This window comes from Hyalangium ruber (assembly GCF_034259325.1).
In the GTDB taxonomy this organism is placed as follows: Bacteria; Myxococcota; Myxococcia; order Myxococcales; family Myxococcaceae; genus Hyalangium_A; species Hyalangium_A rubrum.
Genome location: NZ_JAXIVS010000007.1, coordinates 225,207 through 242,395, shown reverse-complemented (window position 1 = coordinate 242,395; position 17,189 = coordinate 225,207). Strand labels below are relative to the sequence as shown.

Sequence of the window (17,189 nt, the reverse complement as noted above, 5' to 3'; positions counted from 1 at the left end):
CGCACCCCGTGCCCTTCACGCTGCCAGAGCTCCCCTATGCGAAGGACGCCCTCGCCCCGCACCTCAGCGCGGAGACGCTCGAGTTCCACCACGGCAAGCACCACGCCGCGTATGTGAACAACCTGAACAAGCTGCTCGAGGGCAAGCCCGAGGCCCACCAGACGCTCGAAGAGGTCATCCTTGGCAGCGAGGGCGGGGTCTTCAACAACGCGGCCCAGGTGTGGAACCACACATTCTACTGGAGCTGCATGAAGCCGAACGGGGGCGGCCGCCCCACGGGTGAGCTCGCGGAGGCCATCGTCCGGGACTTCGGCTCCTTCGAGCGCTTCCGCGAGGAGTTCGCCAACGCAGCCGCGACGCAGTTCGGCTCGGGGTGGGCGTGGCTCGTGCTCGAGAAGGGCAAGCTCGCGGTGACCAAGACGGGCAACGCGGACCTGCCCATGAAGCACGGCCAGAAGGCCCTGCTCACGCTCGATGTGTGGGAGCACGCGTACTACGTGGACTTTCGCAACGCGCGTCCCAAGTACATCGACACGTTCCTCGAGAAGCTCGTGAACTGGGACTTCGTCGCGCAGAACCTCAAGGGGCGCTGAGCTCCAATTCCCCGGGTCGACGACCGGGTGGATCCTGTACAGTCCGGGCTCCGATGAAGAAGGCACCCGAACTCACGGTCGTCGACCTGTTCTGCGGCGCTGGAGGGCTCTCGCTCGGTCTGCGGCAAGCGGGCTTTCGCGTGCTGACGTCCATCGATCATGACGAATGGGCGGTCCAGACCTACAGGCGCAATCTCGGCGACCACGTTGTCGAGGCGGACATCGGGCTGGACACCCGTCTGCCAGAAGCCTCGGTGATCGTGGGCGGACCTCCGTGCCAGGGCTTCTCGTCCGCGGGCTCGCGTCGCAGCGGAGATGCACGGAACACGTTGGTGGGGGTTTACGCGGGCCTCATCGCGGAGAGGAAGCCCACGGCGTTCGTGTTCGAGAACGTGGAAGGGTTCCTGACCGGGGAGGACGGGGCTCACGTTCTCGAATTGCTCCGCCCCTTGGTGGATGCCGGGTATCGCATCCACATGCGAAAGGTGAACGCCGCGAATTACGGCGTACCTCAGCACCGCAAGCGGGTGCTCGCCATCGGAGGCTTGGGGTGGGACCCGTCGTTCCCCGCGCCCACGCACATGGCGTTCGGAGCTCCAGGGGCCCATCTGGTGGCACGCGAGCGGCCCAAGACCCCGACGATCCTGGATGGGCTCGAGGGCTTGTCAGAGCCAGCCTCCGGGCCGGAAGGGCGCCCTCAAGGGCACTACGCTCCGCCGGTCAGTGCGATGGACCTGAAGCGGATTCGAGCTCTGCTGCCTGGGCAGCGAATGCGCGATCTCCCGCCGGAGCTTCAGCATCAGAGCTACACGCGACGTGCCTTCCGGCGGGTGATGGATGGGACGCCCACCGAACGGCGTGGCGGCGCGCCCTCTGGAATCCGGCGTCTCAAGGGGGACGAGCCGTCGAAGGCGATCACGAGCGCCTCTCGCAATGAGTTCCTCCACCCGGTCGAGGACCGCTTCCTGACCATCCGTGAGTGTGCGCGGCTGCAGACCTTCCCTGACGACTTTGAGTTCCTGGGCCCGCCAACCGCCCAGATGCTCCACATTGGCAACGCGGTCCCGCCAGCGCTCGGCGAAGTGATCGGCCGCGGTCTGGCAGCCGACCTCAAGCGCATCAAACGCGGCTTCCAGCCGAAGCCCGGGGCTCTCTTGAGCTTCGTGCCCACGGCGTCGCAGGGGATGAGCCCCGCGCTCGAACGTACAACCGAGCTGGTGATGGCGACCTTCGGGGTGCGGTTCGAACCGAAGGAGCAACTGCAGCTATGGGGCTGACGCGAGCACAGTCGGCGATGGTGGAGAAGGCGCGCAGCGTGGGCGCGGCGGACCTCGCGGTGCCACTGACCGACCCGATCTGTTCATACCTTGCTGCAGTGGTTGCGCGAGACCTTGGCCTCTCCAAGCATTTCCCCAAGCTGCCCAAGGACTTGAAGGACTTCTACGGGGACGCGCCGCCAGCTGAGCTGGCGCTTCCTGGCGTTCCGTTCGGGCCGCTCATCGAGCGTCTTGCGGCCAAGGATGCGGAAGCCATCACCTTCTTCGTGTGCCTGGCGGCGCTCCACAAGCACCGCCTGAAGTACGCCCGGATTCTGGAGCGCCAGCCGCTGCCCACGATGGAGCAAGTTGGCGCTCGCGGCCTGCTTCAGTACGGCACGATGTCGCCCAAGGCGCTGACGGCCTTCCTGCTGTGGCGCAAGTGGGTCTACGACATCGACAACCGAGCGGCGCAGGAGACGGGTTACCTGTTCGAGCCCATCATCGCCCTCAGCGTTGGCGGCACGCCTGCGCCCGCGAAGAAGAGCCCGGTGAAGCGGCGGAGCGGGAAGGGTGGGCGGCAGGTCGATTGTCTGCTGGGCAAGACCGCATACGAGATCAAGATGCGGGTGACCATCGCGGCATCGGGGCAAGGCCGTTGGGGCGAGGAGTTGGACTTCCCGAAGGACTGCAAGGCGAGCCGGTACAAGCCCGTGCTGGTGGTCTTCGACAGCACTTCGAACCCGAAGCTGGACGAGCTCAAGAAGGCGTTCCTCGCTCAAGGCGGCGAAGTGCATGTCGGCAAGGACGCCTGGGCCCATTTGGATGCCAAGGCGGGCAAGACCATGGCCGTGTTCTTGAAGAAGTACGTCCGCGCCCCCATCGAGGACATGCTCAAGGCGGCGCCGGAGAAAGATCCTCCCGATCTCTCGCTCCACCTCGAAGCTGGGAAGCTGGTGATTGGGGTAGGGCAGGAGCGCTACACGCATCCCCGAAAGCCGAGCGCCGCGCTGGCGTCCGACCCCGACCCGATTCCACCCGACGTCGACGAAGAAATCCCGACACCTTGACGGTGAGGGCACACTGCTGCCGGCAACCTCCACGGGCTGCGCTGGATGTTCGAGAGGCATGCCTCAACAGCTCGAAGGAACTCCGCGCCCAGGCCTTTGTCTCGCGCCTCGTACCAGCGGGCCGCATCCTCTATGTCGGCCTGCGCGGGCTTGCGGATCTGCGGCAAGTGGCTCACAGCGACTTGAGAATGCGCGCCTTGACCTCGTCCCAGGACTCGCGCCCCTCAGGGGCTGCGTCCAGTTCGGCCAGTCGCTTCTCGAGTTCGGCGAGCTGCTCCGGCGAGGTCTCCACCTGCTCGGGGTAGGCGGCCACGCTGTCCCACAGGTCCTCAACTAGCTGGATGCGCTCAGCCACGCTCAGGTGCAGCAGCCTGGAGAGGGTCACACTCGCCATGCTCCTAAGATAGCCCCTGGTCGTGGTGCTGTAAGAGTTCGTCGTGTCCTGTTGTGACGGGCGCCAGCCGTCGTGGGACCTCCTGCGTACCCTGGAGGGAGTCGAAAAAGTCAGGGTTGCGAGCACCAGCCGAGCGGCTCCCAAGGCGGCGAGATAGGGCTCTCGGCTATGGTAGGGTTGACCCTGGAGGTTGCTCGACTTGGCCCAATCCGCTTCGTGGGTCGCCCTGGCGCTCATTCCCTTGATAGCGAGCGCGCTGGCGGGGGGCCAGCCTCGCACCCTGCCTCCACACCTCACGCAGCTGGACTCGTCAGATGCAGGCCCTATTCTCTTGAGTTCCGCATGCGTCCTAGCTACCCACGCATCTGTCCGTTGGCACATCCGCCTTGGAGAACCCCAAGGGGAGCGTCATGAGCAAGAGGCCGATCAATTTCACTGTTGATGCAGCCTTGCTTCGCGAGTTGGGCGAGCGCTTGGTGGGACAGCCGCACATTGCCCTCGCCGAGTTGGTGAAGAATGCCTACGACGCGGATGCCCACGAGGTGAGCATTCGTATCGCTCCGAACAAGCTCGAAATTTCCGACAACGGTCATGGCATGACCGAGGAGGACATCCAGAACTTCTGGATGCGGATCGGCACGCCCCACAAGCAGGCCGAAGGGTTCTCGCGTGAACTGCGGCGCCCGCTGACCGGGTCCAAGGGGATTGGTCGACTGGCCGTACAGTTCCTGGCCCGCCACGTAGAGCTTCACACCGTTCCCAAAAAGGACCCCGTGCGCGCGTACAAGGTTTCGGTCGACTGGGACAAGGCCGTCCAGGCAGGGGAGCTGACCAAGGCGGTTGCCATGCTCGATGACGATGCGCCCGCGACCAAACTCCCCGAGAAGTTCCCTCATGGGACCTCCATCATCCTGAAGGACCTGAACCAGAAGTGGGACACCGAGATGTTCAGGGGGTTGGCACGGGAGATATGGACGCTCCGTCCTCCTTTTCGCAGCAATCCCCAGGATGCAGAGAGCGACCGGTATCGCTTCTCAATTAACCTGGAGAGCCCCAATCCCGAGGAGGAAGCGGCCTTCCGGCAGCAGTTGGATGCGGCTCTCGGGCTCTGGTATTCGAAGCTCGTGGGCAGGAGGGTCGACTCCTCTCCTGGCGGCAAGAATCAGCCCCAAGAGATCGAGCTATCGCTGGAGTTCAACGATGGTACCCGCAGGAGCCTGCGCTATCGGGTCCAGGGGGGACATCTCTCCTCCCTAGACTTCGAGATCCGCATCTTCCATCTGAAATACAGACAGGCCCAGGGCGTCAAGGTCTACGATGCCAGGGAGTATCTCAATTTCTTCGGTGGGGTCCATGTCTACGACGCGGGTTTCCACTTGCCCTACTACGGCAGACACCAGGACTGGCTCGACATCGAAAGAGACCACTCTCACCGACTCTCTACCTCGAAGCTCCTCCCTGACGACCTGCAGGTTTCCGCAGGGCTGAACAACCTGCCTACCCAGTCACGCATCTTTGGGGTGGTCCATGTCAACACGGGCAAGGAGCGCGCCGAAGCAGCACGACGGAGTCTCGAAGGCCGCGGTGAACACCTGACGGTTCAGGTGTCGCGCGACAGGCTCGTTCAGAACGCGGCCTATCAAGCTCTCAAGAACGCGGTCCGCTGGGCACTCGACTACTACGCGATGGAGGAGACGCGGCGAAAGCTGGCCGAGGCCGAGGCCCGGCGCCCCACGGAGCCAAGCCGCACCAAGATCGAACGTATCGAGAGCATCGTTTCCGCGCACGCTGCCGCGCTCCCACCCAAGACATACGAGAAATTTCGCAAGGAGTTGCGCGAGGCAGCCTCCGCTACCGATGCCGAGACCGAGCTGAGCCAGCAGAAGATGAGATTGCTCGGCCCGCTGGCCACGGCGGGAATGGCCGCACTGGCCTACGAACACGAGGTGGGAAAGCAGTTCCATGCGCTTGAGGGAATCGCGGAGCACCTAGGGGAGCTTTCGATCAAGGATGCAGCTGTCCGAAGGACACTCGCGGAGATTCGCGAGCAGCTCACCCAGTGGATCGAACAGGCCCGTGCCACGCGCATGCTCTTCTCTCCCCTGCTGGATGCGGAAGATCGTGAGCGGGTCGCCCGCCTGCGCGCCCGCCCCCTGCTCGATCAGGTGAAGAGACAGACGGCCGTGCTGACCCGGGGCATCGAGATCGACACCTCGGAGGTCGACGCGGAACTGCGCCTGCCCAAGGGGACCTTCGCCGAGTGGAGCGCCATCTTTCAGAACGCCTTCGTCAATGCGACCAACGCCATGCTGGACTCGAAGAAGAGGCACATCGCCGTCCGCTCTCGGGCCCGGGGGCAGGGCCGCTCCCTTCGGGTCCTCGACACCGGTTGCGGCGTCGGCCTTGAATCGGCGGAAGAGCTCTTCCAGCCCTTCGTGCGACGGCTGAAGCTCTCCACCGAGCGCAGTGCCATGGGCATGGGTGGAATGGGCTTGGGCCTTACTATCGTCCGCATGCTGGCAACCAATCTGGGGTGCGAGGTGGCCTTCATCGAACCCGACGAAGGTTTCAACACCTCGTTCGAAATACAATGGAGTGAGAAGGAATGAAGCGGAAGAAACAGCAGAAGGCGCGTCCCCTGGTCCTGATCTGCGATGACGAGACCACCGCTGAACGCAAATGGCATGAAGCTTTGGAGCGGGTCCAGGCGGTCAAGGGCCACTTCGACGTGAAGGGCATCGATGAGTCTAAACCCGAGAGAGTCGTCCGTACGTTCAGAGAAGAGATTGCCATCCTGGAGCGCCGACGCAGCGAGGCCCGCAAGGGCAAGGACTCTGGGGAGCCATCGATTTTCGACGAGGCATCCATTCTCATCGTCGACTTCGACCTGATACGCCTCGACCAGGGCAAGGAGGAGGTGTACCTGACAGGTGAATCCGTTGCCTACTTGGCCCGGTGCTACTCGCGCTGCAAGATCATCCTGGCGCTCAACCAGTTCGGTGACAACGTATTTGACCTGACGCTCAAGGGCCATCCCGAATCCTTCGCCGATCTCAACCTCGGGGGAAGTCAGGTGCATGAGCCGGGCCTCTGGGGGGAGCACACCAAGCGCTTCTGTCCCTGGGCATGGCCGTCACTTCCCAAGGCCCTTGCTGATTTCGACCAGAGGATTCAGGACATCAAGAACAACATGGATCGGCCGATCCTTGAGTTTCTTGAGTTCCCCGCGAGCGTCGTGTCCTCGATTCCCAATTCCATCCTCGCGTTCATCGCGGGAGGAACCAAGAAGCCACAGGAGGTGACCTTCGAGGACTTCCTTGAGCCCATGGGCAACGGACTGAAGCGCAAGGACGCGCCATGGCCCCAAGCCGGAGCGAAGGAGCGGATCGCCGTGGCGCGCATCTCCAAGTGGCTCGAGCGCATGGTGTTGCCCGGGCAGGATATCCTGGTGGATGCCCCCCACCTCGTGCTCAGGTATCCAAGCCTGTTGAAGAAGAAAGCGACCATCCTGGAGTCCTGGAATGCAACGACCTTCCTCGCCGCTCCGCTCGACCGGCTGGGTATCCATCACGAGAAGATTTCGCGCTTCGCGTTCAAGAAGGCCCACTGGCTCTCCCGCCCTGCTTGGTTCTGGCGGGAACTGTCCGAGTGCCAGGACATTGAGGAGGTCGCGAGGCCCTGGTCGAGCAAGGCTCCAGACGTCGTCTTCTGTGAGGATACGTCCCGGTTCGTTCGGCACGACAAGGCCAAGGAGTTCGCGGCGGACCTGCCTTCCCCGTTCGTTCGCAGGTACGTCGAGGAGGTGGCTCGGGTGACCTATAAGCCAGCGGTTCGCTTCTCCATGTGAGGTGGTGGTTGGCAAGCATGAGTCGAGATGCCCGCCAGTTCAGAAGCCTTGTCTTTGCAGTGTTCGACGCGCTCCAACTGGACCCACAGACGATGCCGCTGGGGCCAGTACACCCCTATGTTGCGCCCGTGTACCCGCCCATGGGTCGAGACGCATTGCAGAAGTTCCTTCCCGACCCCGACAATGAGCGGTTCCTCAGCGACCATGCACAAGGCCGCAGGGCCTTCATCTACCTGAAGCCACCCGAGAAGGCCTCGCGGAGCCTGCCGGTCCTCAATCTGAACTGCGACTTCAGTGGCTCGCTTCCGAACGTAGGGCTTCGCCTGGCCTTCTTCCTACTCGACGATGACAAGCGGCCTGTTTCGATCGGCTTTCGCTTCGAGACGCCTCACGGCGTCGATGGAGAGGAAGGGCTGCACGACTATTATCATGCACAGCCCATCAACTCCTTCTTCAAGGACAGCGACAACCTGCTCAACTGCCCGCCCTGGCTCCCCTGTAAGTTGCCAGCGTTTCCCCTACAGGCCCAGACGCCCGTGGAGCTTTTGAGCTGCCTGCTCTTGAGCATCTATGGCCGGGACGGTATCCGTCGGGTCATGGAGGCTGGCCGGGACGACCGGGTGCTACAGGACAGCCTCGGGAAGTTCATGACAAGCATGGAGGACTCCCGGCGGGCACGCATGAGGCAGGCAGCCGCCGGCAGTGGGGCGCCCAGCGGGAAAAAGGGTAGGCGGGGCAAATGACGAAGCGGGGGGGCAAACACCAGCCCCTGGCCGTGACGAGCCGCAGGATGAAAGCGGTCCGGCAAGAGGGGACGCGGCCGGAGTTGGTCGTCCGGCGAGTACTGGTCGCCCGAGGCATTCGCTACCGGCTCAACGTTCGCTCACTTCCGGGCTCACCGGATGTCGCCAACGTGCGTCGGCGGTTCGCCATATTCGTCCATGGGTGTTTCTGGCACCGTCACCCGGGATGTCGGCACGCGACGTTCCCGCGCTCGAATCAGGAGTTCTGGAGCAAGAAGTTCGAGGACAACGTACAGCGGGATCGACGCAAGGTGCAGTCGCTATGCGAACTGGGCTTCCGGGTGATCGTCCTCTGGGAGTGCCAGACGAGAAGCCCGGACTTTCCGGCGCTCCTGGCTCGGGAACTAGGAATCGAGCAGTGACGCATGGCCGAGACTCCAGAGCATCCGACGTCGTGCGCGCATTTCACGCCTTGGGCATAACCCCACTGTCGGCGGTGCCGCGTCACGAGTTAGGAGGCGCAGCGAGATAGTGCATCTCGGAGATGTACTTCTCGATGTTGCCGATGATGTCGCTCAAGTAGGCAATGGCCTCCGTCTTGATCTCGGCAAGGCGCATCATCTCGTAGTCACGCCCCACCTCGGAGAATGACTTGTCGCCATGCCCGAGGTCATTGCGATTGGTCTTCACCGTCAACAGGCTCTTGCCGTTGTTGGTGAGTCTGGCGTTGGTCGTCGCGGAGAAGCCGTACTCCTCCGCCGCCTCGCGAATCTTTCGCGCATCGAGGTTCCCTGAGAAGATTTTGCTTCTATCGAACGCGGCCGTCAGGATGTCCACCGAGAGATCTTGGATGGAGGCATGCAGGTCACGTCCTCCATTGCGCTTCAAATTATCGATGGCTACCCTCTTCAGCTCTTCCCGCACCGTGTCGAAGTTCACGCGCTTCTGTTTGAGTTCGTCGAAGATCGCCCCAATCGCGTTGGTCATCGCGGACTCGACGAGATTGTAGAGCAACAAGAACCCTGCGGCCTTCAACGTCTTGGCGACGTCCTTGTCGACAGGCCTGGAGACTGGATTACCCTCGGTATCTACGAAAGAAACCGTGGCGCCATCACTGGCAATCATTTCGATGAACGAGAAATACCCCTCGATCTCCTTCTTCCGGATCTCGAACTCACCCCTGAGCGTCGTCATCACCCGCTCGACCCCGCCAGCAGATTGTTACGGACGTATTCGATTCGCTTGACGACCTTCACGCGCGAATTGCTTGCATCGGAGGTCGTCAACTCTCGGAACTCGTCGGACTCCACCCAGGTAACCGACTGTGGCACCAGATCGGCGATCTGGCGCAAGGCAAGAGCCACCCCCACCGCAATGGCCTCGAACCGGATGCGCGGCGTACGCGTATGCCCCCTGGCCTTCTTGAACCCGTTCGGCAGGTAGCGCGCGACGAACTCCAGCATCCGCACGAACTCGGCCTTCATCGTGGCGCGATCGAAGGTGCCCTGATTGGTCTTGAGATAGTCGTTGAGGAAGTCGTTGACGTTGTGCTTGAAGGCGGTGTAGTTGTTCAGGTAGGCAAAAAAGCGCAGGATGAACTCCTCGCGCTCCCGCCGCCTGATCGCAGCCTGGGGAAGTGGAGCCAGCCTAGCGAGCAGCGGCTCTTGCGCACATTCGGACAGGAAGTCGGTGAGCGGCCCTTCGAGAATCCCGCGCCGCTTCTCCATGTCGTTGAGTTCCTCGCTCCCCGTGTTGATGCGCTCGAAGATGTCCCGCCGCACCTCTTCGTCCGCCATTTCCGTCAACTCGATCATGCGGATGGTCCGGCGATTGAATCGCCGCTGACGCGAGAGCGGAAGGTCTTGATAGCGGAAGCCATTCAGCTTGTTCAGCTTCTCCATCTCACTCAGCACCAGATCTCCTGACAGGAATGCCGCCAGCGTCCTGATGCGCTGGGAACCATCGACGATCTCCAAACGCCCTGGATTCTCGTGCGCATCGGCTACGAACACGTAGGGGATGGGAAGCCCTATCAAGACGGATTCGATGAACTTGGACTGTCGCTTGACGTCCCAAGCAAAGTCTCGCTGGTAGTCTGGAATGAAGATTTCGTTCTCGTCTTCATCCTTCCCCTCAAGATATTTCTGCACCACCGTTTCGACGGGGTACTCCTTCGTATCGTAGTCGACGTCACGCTGCTTCTCGACGATCTGCTCTTCGGCTTCCTGCTTTTCCTGCTCGGAAATGAGGCGAAGTTGCTGCATCGATGCACCTCTTGGAAGTCTACGCCGGACGACTTGCTGCGTTCAGAGGAAGGCGCTCATGGCGCCGAGCCCCATGACGTAGGCCAGTTTGGGTGGCACCGCGTTGCCAATCATTTCTGCAAGGCGGGTCCTTTTGGGGAAGCCGTTCTTCCCCGAGAACTGGAAGGAGTCGGGGATGAATTGGAGGCGTGCTGCTTCGTGGGGGGTGATCAGCCTCCGCTGCCTAGGATGGATGAATCGTCCCTGGCCGGGTGAGCCAAAGCCGCTCGTGATGGTCTGCGCTGGCTCGCTCCACTTCATGCGGCCGTACATCGACTTGTAGCTGTGCGGCTTGTCCTTGTGGCACGAGGGGCGCAACTCATCAGGTAGGTCATCCTTTTTGTGCTTGAATAACCAGTCGACCCTCTTCTGGTTGATGGCGCTCAATTTGGATGGCGTGTCGATTACGTCGTTCTCGGCGACATCCAAGAGGTCTTCGATGGCCCAACCGATAGGACGCGGCGCGGTCCGAAAGGCACTGACGACGTCGCTTACGCGAACCTTCCGCTCTCGAGTCGCCAGCAGGAAGTGCCTGCGCCGCAGCTGGGGAACGCCGACCTCCGAGGCCAATACCAGGCCATCGTCCACGTGATAGCCCATGCCCTCAAGGAGGCTCTTGGTTCTCTGCACCACTCTCGACTTGTCATGCACGACTGAGCGGACGTTCTCAATGATGATGGCCCGGGGCGAGAGACAGGCCGCAATGGCTGGCATGAGCAGGTACAGTGCGTTCTTGGGGTCGTTCCGACGTGAGTGGTTGTTGAGGTCCGAATGCCCCTGGCATGGAGGTCCACCGATCAGGACATCGACCTTGCCCAACGACGAGAACCGTTGCTCGAGCAACGCGGGCTGCTTGCGGAATCCCCCCTGTTCGGAACCCTCATTCGAGTCGAACTGGACGACCTGCGACAGGTCCCCATCAAATCGCTGCAGGGGATTCAGGTTGTGCTCGTAGATGTCGAGAATCTCCACATTGGCGTCCGCGACCAGGAGGGGGACGAAATCGAGTCCCAGCGCCTCCGCTGCGCACTTCAACCCCAGAGACATGGCGCCGCAACCGGCGAAGAGATCCACCACGCGTAGTTGTTCGCTCCTCGTCGGGGAATCGAGCCTCCTGGGTTTTCTCCCCTGCAGGAAGGCTAGCTCCCAAGCAGCCCTCATGGCTTCTCGCTCCCGCGCGAGGCCTGGGGGGACAGGCAGCGCCATCCGTGGTCCCACCCTGGCACCCGCTTGGACTCGCTTCCAGAGCTGGCGGCCTTCGACGCCGTACTCTTCCTGAGGTGCGCCAGTGAAACCAGGGCTTGCCGTGGGGGGCATCAACGGAAGCTGGAAAGGCTCAACGGCAGCGGGTTCACTCAAGGGCGGGAACTCGACGGAAGGCATCGACGCAAGCAGTCCAGGACAGGGCAGGCGACCCGTTACGAGTCTGGGCCTCCCGTACCACCAAATTCCGAGCGGAGCGACTTCGGAGCCTGGACTCCAGCCAGGTTTCGCACCGCTCTGGGCTGCCCGCTGCGCGTCGCCGGCCTTGCGCAGGGCTCCGAGTACCCGAGCCCGCCCGCGCAGGCATATAGGGCGCTGGGGGCGGGCCGTGCTAGGCTGCTGGAGCACGATAGCGGAGAAGAACCCCCAAGGGCACAGGAAGGATTGAAGGCCTGTTGAGAGGTGGCGGACCGGAGCGGGAGGGGCCGAGGGAGGGCCGCTGACGAGGGCTGCCCGAGCAGTGCGCCAGGTTGGCAGCGGCTGCAGATGGTGGGCAGGAGCCGGTCCATCGCTGCGGGGACGTACCCTCCGGCCCACGTCTCCTCGTACCGAGTACCCGCCGCGCTGGACGCGTCCTTCCCCATGAGCACCTCTACTGGGAAGACCCATGGGGTGCCCAAATTTTGCCCACGGGCAGGGAAGGGCAAAAGAAAAGGGCCCTGGACTGTTGTTGTTGTCCAGGACCCCAAATTCTTTAGGAGTCTTGCTCCCCGACGTGGACTCGAACCACGGACATGGTGATTAACAGTCACCCGCTCTACCAGCTGAGCTATCGGGGAATATGTCCGTCGCTGTGCTTTGTGAGCGCCGCGACGGGGAGCTTTCTAGAGAACGGAGCCGCACCTGTCAACAGATCGATTTGATCCGCTTGCCCGCTTGCGTGTCCAGCCCTGGGAAGCCCTCTCGGGATTGGCTCCTCTCGCCGCCGACGCCATCGCCCGGGTCTTGGCGGGGACCCCCGCCGAACGCGTCCTGGACCGCACCCTCCGGGAGCATCGCGCCCTCTCCCGGGAGCAGCGCCAGGCCCTTAAGGAGGCCGTCTTCAATGTCGGCCTCTGGCGGCGACGCCTCGGCTTCCTCCTGGGCCAGCTCGACGCCCCGGCCCCGTTGCTCCTCCATGCACTCCTACATGGGCTCGCGGGAGTGCCCTCGGACGAGGCCTCCCGGCTGGCCGGAGTGGCGGTTCCGCCCAGGCTGTCCCCCGGAGAGCCCCCCTCGCTGGCCCTCCGCGCCTCCCTTCCGGACTGGCTCGCCGACCACTTCGCCCGCGAGTGGGGGGCCGAGGCGGACGACTTTTGTGCCCACCTCAATGTCCCGGGCCCCATCTCGCTCCGGGTAAACACCCTGCGCACCTCTCGTGAGGCCCTCGCCGAGCGGCTGCGCGCCGAGGGGGTGGAGACGCGCCCTGGCCTCTGGAGTCTCCTGGCGCTCCGGGTGGAGGGCGCTCGGCCCAACCTCTATGGGCTCGGGGCCTTGCAGGAGGGACTCCTGGAGGTCCAGGACGAGGGGAGCCAGCTCCTGGGTCTGCTGGTGGAGGCCCGGCCCGGTGAGACCGTGCTGGACCTCTGTGCGGGGGCGGGCGGCAAGACGCTCCAGCTCGGCGCCGCCATGGAGAACCAGGGCCGGCTCCTGGCCTATGACCCGGACGCCGAGCGGCTCGACCGCCTCATGCGGCGCTGCTCCCGCGCCGGGCTCTCGAATGTCCAGGTGCTCCGCGCCCCTCCGGCGGACCTGCGCGTGGACCGGGTGCTCGTGGATGCGCCGTGCTCCGAGCTGGGCTCCCTTCGCCGTGGACCCGACCTGCGCTTCCTGAAGACCCCCTCCGTTCTGGAGGAGTTCGTCCCCGTCCAGCGCGAGCTGCTCGCCCGGGCAGGAGACCTGGTACGTCCAGGCGGGCGTCTCGTCTACGCGACCTGTACGGTCAACCACGCCGAGAACCAGGACCTCGTCGCCCACTTCCTCCGCCTGCGGCCGGACTACCAGCTCGCGCCTCCGGGGCCGGGGTGGCTCCGCCCGGAGTGCATCCAGGACGGGTTTCTCCTCTGCTCCCCCCACCGGCAGGGCACCGATGGGTTCTTCGCGGCGGTGCTCGAACGCTCGGGGTAGGGGGAGGGGGGTTTTGGACGATTGCCCGCCGGGTCCCTCCGAAGTCCCGTGCCCCTCGCGCTCCGGGTGCTATGAAGGCCCCCGTGCGCTGGCAGAAGCCGCTCCCGCTCCGTCCTCAGGACACTGTCCACGTCATCGCCCCCGCCGGCCCCTTCGACAGGCCCGGCTTCGAGGCAGGTCTGGCCATCATCCGCCAGCGGTATACCCCCGTACACCGCCCCGACCTCTTCGAGTCCCATCGCTACCTCGCCGGCGATGACGAGCGCCGCCAGGACGAGTTCTCCGGCGCGCTCATGGACTTCCAGGCCCGTGCCCTCTTCTGTGCCCGGGGTGGCTACGGCACCATGCGGCTGCTCCCGGAGTTGCCGCTCGCCGACGCCGCTCCCTCCGTCCTCGTCGGCTTCTCGGACATCACCGCCGTTCACCTCGCCCTTCAGGCGCTCGGCCGCGTCTCCATCCACGGCCCTGTGTTGACCCAGCTCGGCAGGCAGTCCTCCGACGTCCACGAGCGCCTCTTCCGCCTCCTCGAGTCCCCCGAGCCCGCGCCCCCGCTCACCGGCACCGCCACCTACGTCCCCGGCACCGCCGAGGGCCCCCTCATCGGCGGCAACCTCTCGCTCTTCGCCAGCCTGCTGGGCACCCCCTATCTGCCCTCGCTCGATGGCGCCGTGCTCCTCCTGGAGGACATCGGCGAGCGCCCCTACCGCGTGGACCGCATGTGGACCCACTTGCGGCTCGCGGGTGTCTTCGAGCGCGTGAGCGGCATCGTCCTCGGGGACTTCACCGACTGCGACGAGAAGAACGCCGCCTACAACTCCGCTGATGTGCTGCGCTCGCTGGCGCAGGAGGCCGGGGTACCCTGCGCCGCGGGATTCCCCATCGGCCATGGCGCCGTGAACCAGCCCGTCCCGCTGGGGACCACCGTCCGACTGGACGCGGGCGAGGCGCGCCTCACCTTCCTGGAAGGAGCCGTGCGCGCATGAACCCCATCGGCAGTCTCCAGGCTCTCCTCGAAGAGGGCGTCAACGAGGGACTCTTCCCCTCCGCCCAGGCGGTGGTGCTCCACCGCGGCGCCCAGGTGTTCGGCGGCGTGGCCGGCGCCACCACCGGCGACACGCGCTTCGACCTGGCCTCCGTTACCAAGGTGCTCAGCACCACCGCGCTCTTCCTGCGCCTGTGGGGGGCCGGCAAGCTCGGCCCCGACACGGCAGTGGCCCGCTTCTTCCCCGGCTCGCCCGTGGCGGACGCGGGAGCCACCGTCGCGGACCTGCTCTACCACCGCTCGGGCCTGCCGCCCTTCGTCCCCTTCTTCTCCCAGGCGCTCACCGCCCACCCGGAGCTGCTCGAGCCCACCTGCCCTCAGGCCACCCGCGCCCGGGTGCGCGAGGAGGTGGTCCAGGCCGCCGCGAGCACTTCGCTCGCCGCGCCTCCGCGCACCCGCACCGCGTACAGCGACGTGGGCTTCATCCTCCTGGGGGAGATCATCTCCCGCGTGGCCGGCGCGCCCCTGGACGTGCTCTTCCAGCAGCACGTCGCCGAGCCGCTGGGCCTCGGCGCGCGCTTCCACCGCCTCTCCGAGCTGCTCACGGACGGCAAGGCCGCTCCCACCGGCCCCACGCGTCCCCGCGAGCCCGCGCCGGGCCAGGAGGGCATGTGGGGCGAGCTGCCCACGCGCTCCAGCCCTCCCGGCGAGGTGGATGATGACAACGCTTGGGTGATGGACGGCGTGAGCGGGCACGCGGGGCTGTTCGGCACCGCCGTGGACGTGGCCCGCTTCGGGCAGGCCATTCTGGACGGGTGCGCCGGCAACCCCAGCCTCGCCCCGGCGCCCTTGTGGCACCGACTGCTCGCCACGGATCCGCTCGTGTCGGGCAGCACGCGTTCCATGGGCTTCGACTCGCCCTCGCTGGAGGGCTCCAGCGCCGGCCACTTCATTGGCAACGCCGCGCCGGGCGCCGTGGGGCACCTGGGCTTCACCGGCACCAGCCTCTGGGTGGACCTGCGCCGCGCGCTCGTGGTGGCGCTCGTCACCAACCGCGTGGCCCACGGCCGCAAGGAGACGCGCATCCGCGAGTTCCGGCCCGTCTTTCACGATCTCGTCGTCGGTGCGCTCGGCCTCGAGCAGCTCGACGAACCGAACCAAGGGAACCATGGCTGACGACAACGGAAACGTCCTGGAGACCATCGAGCCCGGCGCCGCGCGCCGCATCCACCTCGTGGGTGTGGGAGGCACCGGCATGGGCTCCTTCGCCGGCATGCTCAAGGCCGCCGGCTACGAGGTGACGGGCAGCGACGAGAACGTCTACCCACCCATGAGCGACATGCTCAAGACGTGGGGCATTCCCGTGCTCACCCCTTACCGTCCCGAGAATCTGGACGCGGCGAAGGCGGACCTCGTCATCATCGGCAACGTCATCCGCCGGGTGAACCCCGAGGCCACCGAGGTGCGCACCCGCCGCGTGCCGCAGATGAGCTTCCCGGCGGCGCTGGGCTCGCTGTTCCTCAAGCGCGCGCACTCGGTGGTGGTGGCCGGCACCCACGGCAAGACGACCACCTCCTCGCTCATGGCCCACGTGCTGGTGGAGGCCGGCAAGGATCCGTCCTTCCTGGTGGGCGGCGTCACCCAGAACTACGCGGGCAACTACCGCGTGGGCAAAGGGCCGCACTTCGTGGTCGAGGGGGATGAGTACGACACCTCGTACTGGGACAAGGGCTCCAAGTTCCTCCACTACCAGCCGCGCACCGCCATCCTCACCAGCGTGGAGTTCGACCACGCGGACATCTTCCGGGACCTGCCGCACTACGAGGCCACCTTCGAGAAGTTCGTGCGGCTGGTGCCTCCGGACGGCCAGCTCGTGGTCTGCGCGGCGTACCCCAACGCGGTGCGCATCGCCACCGGCACCCCGGGCAAGGTGGTGACGTACATGGGCAAGGAAGGCGCCCAGGCGGACTACACGCCGCGCAACGTCTCCTTTGGCCCCGAGGGCGCGCGCTTCGAGGTGGTGGAGCGCGGCACGGTGCTGGGCACGGCCCGGATGCAGATGTCCGGAGCGCACAACGTGGAGAACGCGCTGAGCGTCATCGCCGCCGCGCGCGGCCTGGGGCTCTCCTTCGAGGAGATCGCCAAGGGGCTGGCCTCGTTCAGCGGCGTGAAGCGGCGCCAGGAGGTGCGCGGTGAGCCGGGCGGCATTCTCGTGGTGGACGACTTCGCGCACCACCCCACGGCGGTGCGGGAGACGATCGCCGCCATCCGCCACCGCTACCCGGACCGGCGGCTGTGGGCCATCTTCGAGCCGCGCTCCAATACCAGCCGCCGCAACATCCACCAGGAGGACTACGCCCACGCCTTCACCGGCGCGAACCGGGCGAGCCTCAAAGTGCCTGAGCGCCACGACAAGGTGCCCGCGAACGAGGAGCTCAACGTGCCCCAGGTCTGCGAGGCGCTGAAGGCCCAGGGCATCCAGGCGGACCATGCCGCCGATGTGCCCTCCCTGGTGGAGCGCGTGGCGCGCGAGGCCCAGCGCGGCGACGTGCTGCTGGTGATGAGCAACGGCGCCTTCGGGGGCTTCATCGACAAGCTGCTCACGGCGCTCCAGGCCCGGTCAGGGTAGGGT

At 65.1% G+C, this 17,189-nt stretch carries 15 protein-coding genes and 1 tRNA gene; 11 read left to right on the top strand and 5 right to left on the bottom strand.

The window, feature by feature from the left end:
- Nucleotides 1-8 precede the first annotated feature (8 nt).
- From SYV04_RS21670 to SYV04_RS21660, 3 genes are read left to right on the top strand one after another with little or no spacing between them, the layout of a single operon-like run.
- Nucleotides 9-593: a superoxide dismutase gene (locus tag SYV04_RS21670; RefSeq protein ID WP_321547758.1), complete on the top strand. Its 585-nt coding sequence runs from the start codon at nucleotides 9-11 to the stop codon at nucleotides 591-593.
- Between the two features lie 53 nt (nucleotides 594-646).
- The gene (locus SYV04_RS21665) at nucleotides 647-1,870 is read left to right on the top strand and encodes a DNA cytosine methyltransferase (protein WP_321547757.1); all 1,224 of its coding nucleotides are present in this window, start codon (nucleotides 647-649) and stop codon (nucleotides 1,868-1,870) included.
- 38 nt (nucleotides 1,871-1,908) lie between these two features.
- The gene (locus SYV04_RS21660; protein ID WP_321547756.1) at nucleotides 1,909-2,919 is read left to right on the top strand and encodes a hypothetical protein; all 1,011 of its coding nucleotides are present in this window, start codon (nucleotides 1,909-1,911) and stop codon (nucleotides 2,917-2,919) included.
- A 172-nt stretch (nucleotides 2,920-3,091) separates the two neighbouring features.
- On the opposite strand, the gene SYV04_RS21655 is transcribed toward SYV04_RS21660, so the two are convergent.
- Entirely contained in the window at nucleotides 3,092-3,304 is a 213-nt protein-coding gene (locus SYV04_RS21655; protein WP_321547755.1) for an addiction module protein, read from the bottom strand.
- 419 nt (nucleotides 3,305-3,723) lie between these two features.
- On the opposite strand from SYV04_RS21655, the gene SYV04_RS21650 reads away from it, so the two are divergent.
- From SYV04_RS21650 to SYV04_RS21635, 4 genes are read left to right on the top strand one after another with little or no spacing between them, the layout of a single operon-like run.
- Nucleotides 3,724-5,922 (top strand): ATP-binding protein, encoded by a 2,199-nt coding sequence (locus SYV04_RS21650; protein ID WP_321547754.1) that lies wholly within the window; start codon nucleotides 3,724-3,726, stop codon nucleotides 5,920-5,922.
- The gene (locus tag SYV04_RS21645; protein ID WP_321547753.1) at nucleotides 5,919-7,160 is read left to right on the top strand and encodes a hypothetical protein; all 1,242 of its coding nucleotides are present in this window, start codon (nucleotides 5,919-5,921) and stop codon (nucleotides 7,158-7,160) included. The genes SYV04_RS21650 and SYV04_RS21645 overlap by 4 nt, the downstream gene beginning before the upstream one ends.
- A gap of 17 nt (nucleotides 7,161-7,177) precedes the next feature.
- Nucleotides 7,178-7,903, top strand: a complete 726-nt coding sequence (locus tag SYV04_RS21640) for a hypothetical protein (protein WP_321547752.1) — start codon at nucleotides 7,178-7,180, stop codon at nucleotides 7,901-7,903.
- Nucleotides 7,900-8,325: a very short patch repair endonuclease gene (locus SYV04_RS21635; protein WP_321547751.1), complete on the top strand. Its 426-nt coding sequence runs from the start codon at nucleotides 7,900-7,902 to the stop codon at nucleotides 8,323-8,325. The genes SYV04_RS21640 and SYV04_RS21635 overlap by 4 nt, the downstream gene beginning before the upstream one ends.
- A gap of 82 nt (nucleotides 8,326-8,407) precedes the next feature.
- On the opposite strand, the gene SYV04_RS21630 is transcribed toward SYV04_RS21635, so the two are convergent.
- The 4 genes from SYV04_RS21630 to SYV04_RS21615 all read right to left on the bottom strand — a co-directional run bounded on the left by SYV04_RS21630 (nucleotide 8,408) and on the right by SYV04_RS21615 (nucleotide 12,248).
- A complete protein-coding gene (locus tag SYV04_RS21630; RefSeq protein ID WP_321547750.1) occupies nucleotides 8,408-9,097 on the bottom strand; it encodes an MAE_28990/MAE_18760 family HEPN-like nuclease in 690 nt (229 codons plus the stop codon).
- Complete coding sequence (locus SYV04_RS21625) at nucleotides 9,097-10,167, bottom strand: DUF262 domain-containing protein (protein WP_321547749.1); 1,071 nt, start codon at nucleotides 10,165-10,167, stop codon at nucleotides 9,097-9,099. Before SYV04_RS21625 ends, SYV04_RS21630 begins: the two co-directional genes overlap by 1 nt.
- Before the next feature lie 42 nt (nucleotides 10,168-10,209).
- Entirely contained in the window at nucleotides 10,210-11,283 is a 1,074-nt protein-coding gene (locus tag SYV04_RS21620; protein WP_321547748.1) for a DNA cytosine methyltransferase, read from the bottom strand.
- 892 nt (nucleotides 11,284-12,175) lie between these two features.
- Nucleotides 12,176-12,248: transfer RNA gene (locus SYV04_RS21615), tRNA-Asn, on the bottom strand.
- 97 nt (nucleotides 12,249-12,345) lie between these two features.
- On the opposite strand from SYV04_RS21615, the gene SYV04_RS21610 reads away from it, so the two are divergent.
- The 4 genes from SYV04_RS21610 to mpl all read left to right on the top strand — a co-directional run bounded on the left by SYV04_RS21610 (nucleotide 12,346) and on the right by mpl (nucleotide 17,186).
- Nucleotides 12,346-13,575: an RsmB/NOP family class I SAM-dependent RNA methyltransferase gene (locus SYV04_RS21610; RefSeq protein ID WP_479691446.1), complete on the top strand. Its 1,230-nt coding sequence runs from the start codon at nucleotides 12,346-12,348 to the stop codon at nucleotides 13,573-13,575.
- Between the two features lie 71 nt (nucleotides 13,576-13,646).
- Entirely contained in the window at nucleotides 13,647-14,558 is a 912-nt protein-coding gene (locus tag SYV04_RS21605; RefSeq protein WP_321547746.1) for a S66 peptidase family protein, read from the top strand.
- On the top strand, nucleotides 14,555-15,733 hold the full coding sequence (locus tag SYV04_RS21600) for a serine hydrolase domain-containing protein (protein ID WP_321547745.1): 1,179 nt from the start codon (nucleotides 14,555-14,557) through the stop codon (nucleotides 15,731-15,733). Before SYV04_RS21605 ends, SYV04_RS21600 begins: the two co-directional genes overlap by 4 nt.
- The gene (gene mpl, locus SYV04_RS21595) at nucleotides 15,726-17,186 is read left to right on the top strand and encodes a UDP-N-acetylmuramate:L-alanyl-gamma-D-glutamyl-meso-diaminopimelate ligase (RefSeq protein ID WP_321547744.1); all 1,461 of its coding nucleotides are present in this window, start codon (nucleotides 15,726-15,728) and stop codon (nucleotides 17,184-17,186) included. Before SYV04_RS21600 ends, mpl begins: the two co-directional genes overlap by 8 nt.
- Nucleotides 17,187-17,189: the final 3 nt, after the last annotated feature.

What these genes read in the sequence shown, in the direction of transcription:
- SYV04_RS21625 (WP_321547749.1), bottom strand. Translation starts at nt 10,167, where the DNA reads ATGCAGCAACTTCGCCTCATTTCCGAGCAGGAAAAGCAGGAAGCCGAA.
- SYV04_RS21650 (WP_321547754.1), top strand. Translation starts at nt 3,724, where the DNA reads ATGAGCAAGAGGCCGATCAATTTCACTGTTGATGCAGCCTTGCTTCGC.
- SYV04_RS21605 (WP_321547746.1), top strand. Translation starts at nt 13,647, where the DNA reads ATGAAGGCCCCCGTGCGCTGGCAGAAGCCGCTCCCGCTCCGTCCTCAG.
- SYV04_RS21630 (WP_321547750.1), bottom strand. Translation starts at nt 9,097, where the DNA reads ATGACGACGCTCAGGGGTGAGTTCGAGATCCGGAAGAAGGAGATCGAG.
- SYV04_RS21645 (WP_321547753.1), top strand. Translation starts at nt 5,919, where the DNA reads ATGAAGCGGAAGAAACAGCAGAAGGCGCGTCCCCTGGTCCTGATCTGC.
- SYV04_RS21635 (WP_321547751.1), top strand. Translation starts at nt 7,900, where the DNA reads ATGACGAAGCGGGGGGGCAAACACCAGCCCCTGGCCGTGACGAGCCGC.
- SYV04_RS21640 (WP_321547752.1), top strand. Translation starts at nt 7,178, where the DNA reads ATGAGTCGAGATGCCCGCCAGTTCAGAAGCCTTGTCTTTGCAGTGTTC.
- SYV04_RS21600 (WP_321547745.1), top strand. Translation starts at nt 14,555, where the DNA reads ATGAACCCCATCGGCAGTCTCCAGGCTCTCCTCGAAGAGGGCGTCAAC.
- mpl (WP_321547744.1), top strand. Translation starts at nt 15,726, where the DNA reads ATGGCTGACGACAACGGAAACGTCCTGGAGACCATCGAGCCCGGCGCC.
- SYV04_RS21665 (WP_321547757.1), top strand. Translation starts at nt 647, where the DNA reads ATGAAGAAGGCACCCGAACTCACGGTCGTCGACCTGTTCTGCGGCGCT.